At 50.0% G+C, this 14,167-nt stretch carries 11 protein-coding genes; 8 read left to right on the top strand and 3 right to left on the bottom strand.

Features of this window, described 5'->3' with window-relative positions; genetic code table 11:
* Positions 1-51: 51 nt before the first annotated feature.
* From pdhR to lpdA, 4 genes are all read left to right on the top strand, one after another.
* The gene (gene pdhR / locus CAG65_RS03530; RefSeq protein ID WP_021705747.1) at positions 52-819 is read left to right on the top strand and encodes a pyruvate dehydrogenase complex transcriptional repressor PdhR; all 768 of its coding nucleotides are present in this window, start codon (positions 52-54) and stop codon (positions 817-819) included.
* A 49-nt stretch (positions 820-868) separates the two neighbouring features.
* Complete coding sequence (aceE, locus tag CAG65_RS03525; RefSeq protein WP_021705746.1) at positions 869-3,529, top strand: pyruvate dehydrogenase (acetyl-transferring), homodimeric type; 2,661 nt, start codon at positions 869-871, stop codon at positions 3,527-3,529.
* 19 nt (positions 3,530-3,548) lie between these two features.
* Positions 3,549-5,438 carry a pyruvate dehydrogenase complex dihydrolipoyllysine-residue acetyltransferase gene (gene aceF, locus CAG65_RS03520; RefSeq protein WP_161452209.1) on the top strand — a complete coding sequence of 630 codons (1,890 nt, stop codon included), beginning with the start codon at positions 3,549-3,551 and terminating at the stop codon, positions 5,436-5,438.
* Positions 5,439-5,694: 256 nt separating this feature from the next.
* Entirely contained in the window at positions 5,695-7,122 is a 1,428-nt protein-coding gene (gene lpdA / locus CAG65_RS03515; protein ID WP_021705744.1) for a dihydrolipoyl dehydrogenase, read from the top strand.
* A 132-nt stretch (positions 7,123-7,254) separates the two neighbouring features.
* Here lpdA and CAG65_RS03510 read toward each other — a convergent pair whose 3' ends face one another.
* A complete protein-coding gene (locus tag CAG65_RS03510; protein WP_021705743.1) occupies positions 7,255-7,866 on the bottom strand; it encodes a LuxR/HapR/OpaR family quorum-sensing transcriptional regulator in 612 nt (203 codons plus the stop codon).
* 298 nt (positions 7,867-8,164) lie between these two features.
* Here CAG65_RS03510 and hpt point away from each other — a divergent pair, with 298 nt between their 5' ends.
* Positions 8,165-8,695, top strand: a complete 531-nt coding sequence (gene hpt, locus CAG65_RS03505; protein WP_021705742.1) for a hypoxanthine phosphoribosyltransferase — start codon at positions 8,165-8,167, stop codon at positions 8,693-8,695.
* Positions 8,696-8,742: 47 nt separating this feature from the next.
* Here hpt and can read toward each other — a convergent pair whose 3' ends face one another.
* Complete coding sequence (can, locus tag CAG65_RS03500; RefSeq protein WP_021705741.1) at positions 8,743-9,411, bottom strand: carbonate dehydratase; 669 nt, start codon at positions 9,409-9,411, stop codon at positions 8,743-8,745.
* Between the two features lie 238 nt (positions 9,412-9,649).
* On the opposite strand from can, the gene CAG65_RS03495 reads away from it, so the two are divergent.
* From CAG65_RS03495 to CAG65_RS03485, 3 genes are all read left to right on the top strand, one after another.
* Positions 9,650-11,341, top strand: a complete 1,692-nt coding sequence (locus CAG65_RS03495) for a SulP family inorganic anion transporter (protein ID WP_161452207.1) — start codon at positions 9,650-9,652, stop codon at positions 11,339-11,341.
* A 154-nt stretch (positions 11,342-11,495) separates the two neighbouring features.
* A complete protein-coding gene (locus CAG65_RS03490) occupies positions 11,496-12,419 on the top strand; it encodes an ABC transporter ATP-binding protein (RefSeq protein ID WP_021705739.1) in 924 nt (307 codons plus the stop codon).
* A 1-nt stretch (position 12,420) separates the two neighbouring features.
* Positions 12,421-13,191 (top strand): ABC transporter permease, encoded by a 771-nt coding sequence (locus CAG65_RS03485; protein WP_161452205.1) that lies wholly within the window; start codon positions 12,421-12,423, stop codon positions 13,189-13,191.
* 72 nt (positions 13,192-13,263) lie between these two features.
* On the opposite strand, the gene panC is transcribed toward CAG65_RS03485, so the two are convergent.
* Complete coding sequence (panC, locus tag CAG65_RS03480; RefSeq protein WP_161452203.1) at positions 13,264-14,160, bottom strand: pantoate--beta-alanine ligase; 897 nt, start codon at positions 14,158-14,160, stop codon at positions 13,264-13,266.
* Positions 14,161-14,167 lie beyond the last annotated feature (7 nt).

Here is a 14,167-nt window from a genome sequence, read left to right as displayed (position 1 = left end):
ATTTAAAATTGGTATTACCAATTACCTGCAAGAGTAGAAGAACAATAAATTATGGCTTATCAAAGGATTCGTCAGCCTAAGCTTTCTGATGTGATTGAACAGGAGTTAGAACGGCTGATTGTGGAAGGAACACTCTCTCCTGGGCAACAACTGCCACCGGAGCGCGAGCTGGCAAAACAGTTCGACGTGTCTCGTCCATCCGTCCGGGAAGCCATTCAACGCCTAGAAGCCAAACGTCTCCTGACCCGTCGTCAGGGCGGTGGCACCTTTGTCAGCGAGAACATTTGGCAGAGCTTTTCAGATCCTCTGCTAAATTTATTGTCTAGCCACTCTGAAACTCAGCTGGATTTACTGGAAACGCGCCACGCGATGGAAGGAATCTCAGCCTATTTCGCAGCATTGCGTGGTACCGAAGAAGATTTTGCGCGTATCCAGCACTGTCTGGAGCGGATCAGTAACGCCCAGTCGAGCAAGAACCTGGAAGATGAAGCGGCGGAAGTCATGCAATTTTTGATTGCCCTGACGGAAGCGGCCCATAACGTGGTGCTGCTGCACATCGTTCGCAGCTTGGCTCCGTTGCTGGAGCAAAATATTCTGCAGAATTTTAAGCTATTACGTCGCCGCCCTGAAGCGGTGGAGAAAGTAAGTAAACACAGAGCTAATATCGTGGATGCGATCGTTGCCGGACAGCCTGAAAAGGCGCGTGAAATGTCTCATTCGCACTTAGCTTACATTGAAGAAACATTGTTGGATCTGACCCGGGAAGAGTCTCGTCGCGAGCGTTCTCTGCGTCGGATGCAACAGGGCAATGACTCATAACGACGATTTGCAAGTTTAATAGATCCAACCAACAGAAGGATAGATCGCCATGTCTGATATGAAGCATGACGTAGATGCACTGGAAACTCAAGAATGGCTAGCCGCCCTTGAGTCAGTAGTACGTGAAGAAGGTCTAGAACGTGCTCAGTTCCTACTAGAGCAAGTTCTGGACAAAGCACGTCTGGACGGTGTTGACATGCCAACTGGAATCACGACGAACTACATCAACACGATTCCAGCAGATCAAGAACCTGCATACCCAGGTGACACTACACTTGAGCGTCGTATTCGTTCCATCATCCGCTGGAACGCAATCATGATCGTTCTGCGTGCATCTAAGAAAGACCTTGAGCTGGGCGGCCACATGGCGTCTTTCCAGTCTTCTGCTGCATTCTACGAAACATGTTTCAACCATTTCTTCCGTGCGCCAAACGAGAAGGATGGTGGCGACCTAGTTTACTACCAAGGTCACATCTCGCCTGGCATCTACGCTCGTGCATTCGTTGAAGGCCGTCTAACTGAAGAGCAGCTAGATAACTTCCGTCAAGAAGTCGATGGTAAAGGTATCCCGTCATACCCACACCCTAAACTGATGCCGGAATTCTGGCAGTTCCCAACCGTATCTATGGGTCTGGGTCCAATCGCTTCTATCTACCAGGCTCGTTTCCTTAAGTACCTAGAAGGCCGTGGCCTGAAAGATACTTCTGAGCAGCGCGTATACGCGTTCCTGGGTGACGGTGAGATGGATGAGCCAGAATCACGTGGTGCTATCTCTTTCGCTGCGCGTGAGAAGCTAGACAACCTGTGTTTCCTAATCAACTGTAACCTTCAGCGTCTAGACGGCCCTGTCATGGGTAACGGTAAGATCATTCAAGAACTTGAAGGTCTGTTCAAAGGTGCTGGCTGGAACGTAGTGAAAGTAATCTGGGGTAACAACTGGGATTCACTACTAGCGAAAGATACCACTGGTAAGCTTCTACAGCTTATGAACGAAACCATCGATGGCGATTACCAAACGTTCAAAGCGAAAGATGGTGCATACGTACGTGAGCACTTCTTCGGTAAGTACCCAGAAACAGCGGCACTCGTTGCTGACATGACTGACGACGAAATCTTCGCACTTAAGCGCGGTGGTCACGAGTCTTCTAAGCTATACGCGGCATACAAAAACGCGGCAGACACTAAAGGCCGTCCAACGGTTATCTTGGCTAAGACGGTTAAAGGTTACGGCATGGGTGATGCGGCTGAAGGTAAGAACATCGCGCACCAAGTTAAGAAGATGGACATGACTCACGTACTACACCTGCGTGATCGTCTAGGCCTACAAGATCTTCTAACTGACGAAGCAGTGAAAGAGCTTCCGTACCTGAAACTTGAAGAAGGTTCAAAAGAGTACGAATACCTACACGCTCGTCGTAAAGCGCTACACGGCTACACGCCTCAGCGTCTACCTAAGTTCACTCAAGAACTAGTGATCCCTGAGCTAGAAGAGTTCAAACCTCTGCTAGAAGAGCAGAAGCGTGACATCTCTTCTACGATGGCATTCGTACGTTCACTGAACGTTCTGCTTAAGAATAAGAACATTGGTCAGAACATTGTTCCTATCATTGCGGACGAAGCACGTACATTCGGTATGGAAGGTCTATTCCGTCAAATCGGTATTTACAACCCGCACGGCCAGACTTACACACCAGAAGACCGTGGCGTGGTTTCTTACTACAAAGAAGCGACTTCAGGTCAGGTTCTGCAAGAAGGTATCAACGAGCTAGGTGCTATGTCTTCATGGGTTGCAGCAGCAACTTCATACTCGACAAACGACCTGCCAATGATTCCGTTCTACATCTACTACTCTATGTTCGGTTTCCAACGTGTTGGCGACATGGCGTGGATGGCAGGTGACCAACAAGCACGAGGTTTCCTGCTGGGTGCAACGGCTGGTCGTACCACTCTGAACGGTGAAGGTCTGCAGCACGAAGATGGTCACTCGCACATCATGGCGGGTACAGTTCCTAACTGTATCTCTTACGATCCGACATTCGCTTACGAAGTAGCGGTCATCATGCAAGACGGTATCCGTCGCATGTACGGTGAGCAAGAGAACGTGTTCTACTACCTAACGCTAATGAACGAGAACTACGCAATGCCAGCAATGCCAGAAGGCGCTGAAGAAGGCATTCGTAAGGGTATCTACAAGCTGGAAACTTACACGGGTTCTAAAGGTAAAGTTCAGCTAATGAGCTCTGGTACTATCATGAACGAAGTACGTAAAGCAGCTCAGATCCTGAGCGATGAGTACGGTGTTGCATCTGACGTTTACTCTGTAACGTCATTCAACGAAGTAACTCGCGACGGTCAAGCGGCAGAGCGTTACAACATGCTACACCCAGAAGCGGAAGCGCAAGTACCATACATTCAAACAGTAATGGGTACTGAGCCAGCTATCGCAGCAACTGACTACATGAAGAACTACGCAGAGCAGGTTCGTGCATTCATCCCTGCTGAATCTTTCAAAGTTCTTGGTACTGATGGCTTCGGTCGCTCAGACAGCCGTGAAAACCTACGTCGTCACTTCGAAGTGAACGCAGGTTACGTAGTCGTAGCAGCGCTAACTGAACTAGCGAAACGTGGCGAAGTTGAGAAGTCTGTAATTGCTGAAGCAATTAAGAAATTCGACATCGACACTGAAAAAACAAACCCGCTATACGCTTAATTAAGAAGGTAGATAAGAAATGGCAATCGAAATTAATGTACCAGACATCGGTGCGGATGAGGTTGAAGTTACTGAGATTCTTGTAAGCGTTGGCGACAAGGTTGAAGAAGAGCAGTCTCTGATCACTGTTGAAGGCGATAAAGCTTCTATGGAAGTGCCTGCTTCTCAAGCGGGTATCGTTAAAGAAATCAAAGTTGCAGAAGGCGACAAGGTTTCTACTGGTTCTCTAATCATGCTATTCGTTGAAGAAAATGTCGAAGCCGAGGGTGCAGCTGAAGCTGCGCCTGCTCCTGCAGCGGAAGCAGCTCCAGCTCCAGCAGCAGCGGCAGAACTGAAAGAAGTTCACGTACCAGATATCGGTGGTGACGAAGTTGAAGTTACTGAAATCATGGTAGCAATCGGCGACAGCATCGAAGAAGAGCAATCTCTGATCACGGTAGAAGGCGACAAAGCTTCTATGGAAGTGCCTGCACCATTCGCAGGTACGCTTAAAGAGATCAAAGTAGCAGCAGGCGATAAAGTATCGACTGGCTCTCTAATCATGGTATTCGAAGTAGCAGGTTCAGGTGCTCCAGCAGCAGCTCCTGCGGCAGTAGAAGCACCAGCGGCAGCAGCTCCAGCAGCATCTGCAGCGAAAGAAGTTAACGTTCCAGATATCGGTGGCGATGAAGTAGAAGTGACTGAAATCATGGTAGCCGTTGGCGATACAGTGGAAGAAGAGCAATCTCTGATCACTGTTGAAGGCGACAAAGCGTCTATGGAAGTGCCGGCACCATTCGCTGGTACGGTTAAAGAAATCAAGATTGCAGCTGGCGACAAAGTGTCTACTGGCTCACTAATCATGATTTTCTCTACAACGGAAGGCGAAGTAGCGGGCGCAGCTCCAGCGGCTCCAGCTCAAGCAGCAGCACCAGCAGCTCCGGCTCCTAAAGCAGAAGCTCCAGCGGCAGCAGCAACAGGCGATTTCAAAGAGAACGACGAGTACGCTCACGCGTCTCCGGTTGTTCGTCGTCTAGCTCGTGAGTTCGGCGTAAACCTTTCCAAGGTTAAAGGCAGCGGTCGTAAGAGCCGTATCCTGAAAGAAGACGTTCAGAACTACGTTAAAGAAGCGCTTAAGCGTCTAGAGTCTGGTGCAGCAGCATCTGGCAAAGGCGACGGTGCCGCTCTTGGTCTACTACCATGGCCAAAAGTGGACTTCAGCAAGTTCGGTGAGACAGAAGTTCAACCGCTATCTCGCATTAAGAAGATTTCTGGTGCTAACCTACACCGTAACTGGGTAATGATCCCGCACGTTACACAGTGGGATAATGCAGACATCACGGCTCTTGAAGCATTCCGTAAAGAGCAAAACGCGATTGAAGCGAAGAAAGACACTGGCATGAAGATCACGCCACTAGTGTTCATCATGAAAGCTGTTGCTAAAGCGCTTGAAGCGTTCCCTGCGTTCAACTCTTCTCTATCAGAAGACGGTGAGAGCCTAATTCTGAAGAAATACGTGAACGTTGGTATCGCGGTAGATACGCCAAACGGTCTGGTTGTTCCTGTATTTAAAGACGTGAACAAGAAAGGCATCTACGAGCTATCTGAAGAGCTAATGGCTGTTTCTAAGAAAGCTCGTGCAGGCAAGCTAACTGCGGCTGACATGCAAGGCGGCTGTTTCACAATCTCGAGCCTGGGCGGCATCGGCGGTACTGCGTTTACGCCAATCGTAAACGCGCCAGAAGTGGGTATCCTGGGTGTGTCTAAGTCAGAGATGAAGCCGGTATGGAATGGTAAAGAGTTCGAACCGCGTCTACAGCTTCCACTGTCTCTATCATACGACCACCGTGTGATCGATGGTGCGGAAGGTGCGCGCTTCATCACTTACCTGAACGGTTGTCTGAGCGATATCCGTCGTCTGGTTCTGTAATAGAATTGGCATCCATCAGAGGCGGCATTAGCCGCCTCTGCTAATAGAAATATCTGACAATTCAGTTAAGAAATCGCTTTTCCAAATTGAATTGTTGTACAGCTCACAGGCTAAATTGATTTACTTTTCACACCATTAACAACTCTGTAAACTGTTGGCGGTCTGAAAAAGCATCTGTTTAAAACGAACCACTCTTAAACATATAAAATCAATACCCCACTCAGCCTGTTAGGGATAATGACTACAAGAGGTCAAAATGAGCAAAGAAATTAAAGCCCAGGTAGTAGTACTTGGTGCCGGTCCTGCTGGTTACTCCGCTGCTTTCCGTTGTGCAGACCTAGGTCTGGACACTGTTCTTATCGAGCGTTACAGCACTCTTGGTGGTGTGTGTCTAAACGTGGGTTGTATCCCATCTAAAGCACTGCTTCACGTAGCAAAAGTTATTGAAGAAGCAAAAGCACTTGCTGATCACGGCATCGTATTTGGTGAACCTCAGACTGACATCGATAAAGTTCGTCTGTGGAAAGAAAAAGTAATTAACCAACTGACTGGCGGTCTTGGCGGCATGGCTAAGATGCGTAAAGTGAATGTGGTTAACGGCTTCGGTAAATTTACTGGTCCTAACACGATTGAAGTGGAAGGTGAAGACGGTAAGACGGTCGTCAACTTTGACAACGCGATTGTCGCGGCGGGTTCTCGTCCAATCAAACTGCCATTTATCCCGCATGAAGACCCACGTATCTGGGACTCTACGGATGCACTTGAGCTGAAAGAAGTACCAGGAAAACTGCTGATCATGGGCGGTGGTATCATCGGTCTGGAAATGGGCACGGTTTACCACTCTCTGGGTTCACAGATTGATGTGGTCGAAATGTTCGATCAGGTGATTCCTGCCGCGGATAAAGACATCGTTAAGGTGTACACCAAGCGCATCAAAGACAAGTTTAACCTGATGCTGGAAACCAAAGTAACCGCAGTTGAAGCGAAAGAAGACGGTATCTACGTTTCCATGGAAGGCAAGAAAGCGCCAGCTGAAGCCGAGCGTTACGATGCTGTTCTGGTTGCTATTGGCCGTGTACCTAACGGTAAACTGCTGGACGCGGAAAAAGCGGGTCTGGAAGTGGACGAGCGTGGCTTCATCAATGTTGATAAGCAAATGCGCACTAACGTACCACATATCTTTGCTATCGGTGATATCGTGGGTCAGCCAATGCTGGCGCACAAAGGTGTGCACGAAGGCCACGTAGCGGCCGAAGTGATTGCAGGTAAGAAACACTACTTCGATCCTAAAGTGATTCCTTCAATTGCGTACACTGAGCCAGAAGTCGCATGGGTAGGTAAGACTGAGAAAGAAGCGAAAGCGGAAGGCATCAACTACGAAACGGCGACTTTCCCGTGGGCAGCGTCTGGCCGTGCTATCGCCTCTGATTGTGCTGATGGTATGACTAAGCTGATCTTCGATAAAGACACCCACCGTGTGATCGGTGGTGCTATCGTCGGTACAAATGGCGGTGAACTGCTGGGTGAAATCGGTCTGGCGATTGAAATGGGCTGTGATGCCGAAGACATCGCTCTGACGATCCACGCTCACCCGACTCTGCATGAGTCAGTGGGTCTGGCAGCGGAAGTCTTTGAAGGTACGATCACTGACCTGCCAAACGCAAAAGCGAAGAAGAAAAAATAATTCGCTGAGCCACTAGCAAAAAAACCGCTGACGAGTCAGCGGTTTTTTTATATCTGTTGATTAACAAGCTCTGAGCGCCGGGCAACAAAAAAGGCCGTGAATATCACGACCTTTACCGCTTGGGTTACCCGTTTACTGATGCTTGTAAATGCACAGCATATCCAGATAACTCTGAACCAGTTTTTCCAGCTCATCTTTGTTCTTGGCACGGTTAGCCTGAACAAACAGTGAGTAGCAGATACCCTGGAACAGGTTTGCTAGATCTTCCGGACTGTGTTGATCACAGACTTCACCACGCTCGATCGCCTTAGCGAACATGTTCTGAACCAGTAGCTGGTTGGTGCGGTTAGACGACACAAACAGCGGCCAGACTTCATCACGGGTGGATGCGCTCCATTCGAACCAGACTTTCAGCCAATGACAATCTTCAGCAACCAGAGTGATCATCGATGTGGTCAGATTACGAAGGTTTTCTTTGGCGTGAATATCCAGATCGATATTTTCGGTCAGGAAGTTGGAGAACTGACGTACGACGTGAGTAAGAACGTCGTCTACCAGATCTTCACGGGTTGGGAAGTAGTTGAATACCGTTGCGACTGAAACCTGTGCGATTTCAGCGATGTCCGCGTGGCCGCCGCGACCAATCCCGCGTCGGGCGAAAACCTCAAGGGCGATTTCCATCAGTTGAAGTTTACGCTTTTGCGGCGATAAGCGCGTACGCGGTCTTTTCGCTATAGAATCCATATTGTTATCCTTGCCAATTGAGTTGTAGTGTGGGCTTATGCCCTATTGTTTATTTTATAATTTGCTTACAGCTCAATGAGTGTACTGGTGCATATCTCATAGGTCAATGATTTGTGATGAATTAGTAACCAAGATAGCGAAAAATGTGCAGACCTATTCACTTCATCGTGCAAGTTTGCCGATTTTGGCGAATCATTTAACTAACTTGCGCAGGGATGATAAGATACGCGCCAAGTCAATTCAGCAGTGGAATCGTTTGCGTTACGACACTGCGACCACCCGAAGAAACGAGATTGGTATGAAACACACAGTTGAAGTCATGATCTCTGAGCAGGAAGTTCAGGATCGCGTTCGTCAGTTAGGCAAGGAAATCACCGAATTCTACAACGGCAGTGAGGATCTGGTTCTGGTTGGTTTGCTCCGTGGCTCGTTTGTCTTTATGGCTGACCTTGCTCGCGCGATTGAACTGACGCATCAGGTCGACTTTATGACGGCCTCAAGCTATGGCAACGCGATGGAGAGCACGCGTGACGTTCGTATCCTGAAAGACCTGGATGATGACATCAAAGGGAAAGATATTCTGCTGGTGGAAGACATCATCGATACGGGCAACACGCTTAATAAGGTCAAAGAGATTCTGTCTCTTCGCGAGCCAAACTCGATTCAGATCTGTACGCTGCTGGATAAGCCATCCCGTCGCGAAGTCAACGTGGACGTGAAATGGATTGGTTTTGAAATTCCGGATGAGTTTGTCGTAGGGGTTGGGATTGATTACGCCCAGAAATACCGTCATTTGCCTTACATCGGCAAAGTGGTGCCTCAGGAATAAAAAAATGCCCGTCTCAGACGGGCATTTTTTATAGCCAAACTCAGGCCTTAACGACACAAAAGTTTGTGCTCTGGGTTCAAAATGGTTTCCATGGCTTTCTGGTAAGACGCTTCGATCGCCTCACGTGAGCTGGAGCGCACGCCCAGATATTCGAGTTTACCGTCGCCAATTCCGTACACCACGCCGTGGATTTCCACGTCCTGCCCGCGTTCCCAGGCATTCTGCATGATGGTGGAATTACCAAGATTGTTCACTTGTTCCGCGACGTTGATTTCGCCGAGCTTGTCAGCCCGATCTTCCGCCGGCATGGCGTCAAGGTATTCACGGTGTTTGAAGTACAGATCGCGAATGTGCAGCAGCCAGTTGTTGATCAATCCCAGCTGCGGGTTGTCGATCGCTGCATTCACCCCACCACAGCCATAGTGGCCGCACACGATAATGTGTTTGACTTTGAGCACGTCGACCGCGTACTGCACCACGGACAGACAGTTGAGATCGGTATGAATGACCTGGTTCGCCACGTTACGGTGAACAAACAGTTCGCCGGAATACAAACCCGTCAGGCGTTCAGCCGGGACGCGGCTGTCAGAACATCCTATCCACAAGAAGTCCGGCTTTTGTCCTTCGGCGAGTTGGGTAAAGTACTCCGGGCGCTCTGATTTAATCGATTCAGACCACTTGGAGTTGTTTTCAAAAAGCTGTTTAATTTCCGGCATCTTAACACTTCCCTAAAAATCTGTTTCCAATATACACAATGTTACAATTTCAGGCTCGAAAAAATTCGGTCAATTCCGACTCCTCTGACGTCTTACATGGCTGAAATATCATATTCTTACGCACTAAGATAACTATCAGTTATAAGTCAATACCACTCTGATCTAGATAAACGGCTGCATCTTCTGCGCCGCTTTGTTAGCGTATTGCGATTTTTTCTTTTCCTCTGGGAGTTTAGTCGTGTTTGGAAGTCGATTTGAGGATATGAACATTAAAGGTGATCTGTTTGGTGGTGTTACCACCGCGATCATTTCCCTGCCGCTGGCTCTGGCTTTTGGGGTGGCCTCAGGAGCCGGGGCGGAAGCCGGTCTGTGGGGGGCCATTATGGTGGGGCTGTTTGCGTCATTGTTTGGGGGCTCATCAACGCTGATTTCAGAGCCTACCGGGCCAATGACGGTGATCATGACCGCGGTGCTGACCAGCATGGTGGCACGCTATCCGGAATCCGGGATGGCGATGACATTCACTGTGGTGATGATGGCCGGCGCTTTTCAGATCCTGCTCGGAACGCTCAAGCTGGGTAAGTACGTCACCTTGATGCCATACAGCGTGATTTCCGGCTTTATGTCGGGTATCGGGGTCATACTTGTTATCCTGCAACTGTCGCCGCTGCTTGGGCAGGCAGCGCCCGCCGGCGGGGTGATGGGAACCTTGTCGGCGTTGCCAGAGATTGTCGCCAATATGAAGTTCAGTGAGTTGTTTCTGGGCGTGCTGACACTCGCTATTTTGTTTTTCTTTCCGCCGAAATACCGCCGCTATGTACCAGCTCAGCTGGTCGCACTGGTGGCCGTGACGCTATTGTCGGTGGTGGTGTTTGACAGCGATGCGATTCGTCGTATTGGAGAGATCCCCAGCGGGTTGCCTTCGCTCGTGATCCCGACCATTGATGCCTCAACATTTACCACCATGGTGATTGACGCGCTGGTGCTCGGTACACTCGGATGCATTGATACCCTGTTGACGGCGGTGATCGGTGACTCACTGACACGCAAAGAGCACGACTCAGACAAAGAGCTGCGAGGTCAGGGGCTGGCCAATATGATCTCTGGTCTGTTTGGCGCGCTGCCGGGGGCGGGCGCAACCATGGGCACAGTGACCAATATTCAGGTGGGCGCGCGTTCGCCTCTCTCTGGCGTGGTGCGGGCGTTGGTATTGGCGCTGGTGGTGTTGGTGGCTGGCGGGTTAACCGAACCGATCCCGATGGCCGTTTTGGCGGGCATCGCAGTGTATGTTGGTTTCAATATCCTCGACTGGAGCTTTATTCAACGGGCGCACCGGGTGAGTGTTCAGGGGATGGCGATCATGTACGGCGTTATGCTGCTGACGGTATTCGTCGATCTGATTGCCGCTGTTGGTCTGGGCGTGTTTATTTCCAATATCCTCATCATTGAGCGCCTGAGCCGTGAACAGGCACGTCAGGTGAAAGCAATCAGTGATGCCGATGACGATGATGTGCCACTGACGGACAGCGAGCGGGCGCTGCTGGACAGAGCCAACGGAAAAGTGCTGTTTTTCTACCTGTCCGGGCCGATGATTTTCAGTGTCTCCAAAGCGATTTCTCGTCAACATGCCAGCATTGCCGATTATGACGCGATGATCCTCGATCTGACCGATGTGCCCATGATCGACGTGACCGTCGGATTGGCGCTGGAAAATGCGATCAAAGATGCTCAGGACGCAGATTGTGAGGTGTATTTGTTGTGCCCGAATGAGCAGACGCGTCAGCAACTGGAAAAGTTCCATGTTCTGGAACTGGTATCAGCCGACAACACCTATAAGTTCCGTTATGAAGCGCTCAAAGCGGTGGTGAAGAAAAATGATCTGACTGAACGGAGTGGGCAGGATGAATTAACTGCGGTGAACGGAGTGTAATGTCGCGTTCTGGTCGCAAACGGTAGGGAAAGCACGCTGATTCTCAGCGTGCTTTTTTGTGTCAATAAATAATTAAAATCTAATATAGCCTTGAAAAGTGACGCATTTGTCATCATTTGTAACACGTTAATGATCAATACAGCGATACCCAGTTATGTACGCATTGGAAATAGAACACCTTCGCAAGACCTATGCAGGGGGCTTTGAGGCGCTTAAAGGCATCAGTTTGACGGTCGAAAAAGGCGACTTTTACGCCTTGCTCGGCCCCAATGGTGCTGGCAAGTCGACCAGCATAGGCATCATCTCTTCGTTGGTAAACAAAACCGCCGGTAAAGTGCGAGTATTTGGTTACGACATCGATACCGATCTGGAACTGGCCAAACAGAACCTCGGGCTGGTGCCGCAGGAATTCAATTTCAATCAGTTTGAAACCGTTGAACAGATCGTCTTGCAGCAGGCTGGCTACTACGGGGTGCCCAAAGCGGTGGCGAAACAGCGCGCCGAGACATACCTGTCCAAGCTTGATCTGTGGGAGAAACGCAATGAACGGGCACGCAATCTGTCGGGCGGAATGAAGCGCCGGCTGATGATTGCACGGGCGCTGATGCATGAGCCGCAACTGCTGATCCTCGATGAACCGACCGCGGGTGTGGATATTGAGCTGCGCCGCTCGATGTGGGAGTTCCTCAAAGAGATCAACGCCGAGCAGGGCATCACCATCATCCTGACCACCCACTATCTGGAAGAAGCGGAAATGCTGTGTCGGCATATCGGTATCATCAACCGTGGGGAGCTGATCGAAAACACCACCATGAAAGACTTGCTCAGCAAACTGCATGTGGAAACGTTCATTCTCGATCTGGAACCGGGCAGTGACGTGCCGTCATTAGAGGGGGTAAACAGCCAGTTTATGGTGAATGGTTCACTGGAAATTGAACTGGATAAAGCGCAGGGGCTGAATCCGATTTTCAGCCAGCTCAGCGAGCATGGGGTCAAGGTTCTGTCTATGCGCAACAAAGCCAACCGACTGGAAGAGCTGTTTGTCAGTATCGTCCGTGAACAGAGTGGAGCTCAGTAACATGTACCGTTTGTATTGGACTGCGTTTTGCAGTCTGCTGACCAAAGAGATCAACCGTTTTACCCGTATCTGGGTACAGACGCTGGTGCCGCCAGCGATCACCATGACGCTTTACTTTATTATTTTCGGCAGCCTGATTGGTTCGCGAATCGGCGAAATGAACGGCTTCAGTTACATGGAGTACATTGTGCCGGGCCTAATCATGATGTCGGTGATCACCAACTCGTACTCTAATGTGGCGTCGTCGTTTTTCAGTGCCAAGTTTCAGCGCAATATTGAAGAGCTGCTGGTGGCTCCGGTGCCAAACTACGTGATTATTCTCGGCTTTGTGATGGGCGGCGTGGTGCGTGGCTTACTGGTCGGGGCAATCGTGACGTTTGTGTCACTGTTTTTTGTCGATTTGCAGGTTGAACACTGGGGCATCATCATTGCCACTGTGTTTATGACTTCGGTGGTGTTTGCTCTGGGTGGGTTGATCAACGCTGTGTACGCCAAAACCTTTGATGACATCTCAATCATCCCCACGTTTATTCTGACGCCGCTGACCTATCTGGGCGGGGTATTTTACTCCATTAGTCTCTTACCGGAATTCTGGCAGGGTGTGTCGAAAATCAACCCGATAGTCTACATGGTCAACGCTTTCCGTTATGGCTTTTTGGGAGTGTCGGATGTCGGTATTGTTACCTCATTTGGGGTGCTGGGGCTGTTTGTGATTGCCTTGTACGCATTAGCGCACTATTTGGTGACCCGTGGCATTGGCCTGCGCAGCTAATCATAGGACGCAACAAAAAAGGTCGACCTCGGGTCGACCTTTTTCATGGGCGGATGGGGTGGGGGGGGGGAGTTATTCCTGCTCGGAACTGGCCTCACTGGCTTCTTCTTTGTTTTCTACTGCCAGATCAATCACGGCATTGTCAATCAAACGGGCTTTCCCCAGATAAGCTGACATCAGGATCACGGCCTGAGTGGAGTCGGCATTGATCACTTGCAGAGTGCGCGCATCGCGGATAAAGATTTCATCCGGCTGCAAATCGGCCGCGCGCAGTTGATCGTTGGCATCTTCAATGATCGAGGCATAATCGTCACGACCACCGCGCACTGCACTGCTGATCCAACGCATAGTACGGGCCAGAACCGGCGCACGCTGACGCTCATCGATGGTCAGTAGGTTGTTGCGTGAACTCATGGCCAGACCGTCCATTTCACGAACCGTTGCGACACCGACGATGTCAATGTCCATCGCCAGATCGTCCACCATTTGACGAATCACCGCCAACTGCTGGAAGTCTTTTTCCCCAAAACAGGCCACATCCGGCTGGACGATATTGAACAGTTTGGTGACGATGGTTGCTACGCCCCGGAAGTGGCCCGGACGGGAGGCGCCTTCCAGCATATGCGACAGGCCAGGAACTTCCACATAGGTCTGTTTATCTAGGCCATGTGGGTAGATGATCTCTGGAGTTGGGGTGAACACCAGCTCAACCCCTTCGGCGTTGAGCTTGCTGAGATCGTCATCCAGGGTCCGAGGATAATTGTTGAGATCCTCAGCCCGGTCAAATTGCATCGGATTAACAAAAATGCTGACCACAACGATGTCGGCGTGTTCACGTGCTTGGCGCACCAGCGTCAGGTGACCTTCGTGCAGGTTACCCATCGTCGGAACGAACGCGATTTTTCGACCTTCGCGCTTATACTGTTTGATCTGCTCACGCAGGCCAGTTACTTCAGCAAAAGTTTGCATTATCTGA

This window comes from Vibrio sp. V39_P1S14PM300 (assembly GCF_009904765.1).
In the GTDB taxonomy this organism is placed as follows: domain Bacteria; phylum Pseudomonadota; class Gammaproteobacteria; order Enterobacterales; family Vibrionaceae; genus Vibrio; species Vibrio proteolyticus.
This window is presented reverse-complemented; position numbering and strand designations above follow the sequence as displayed.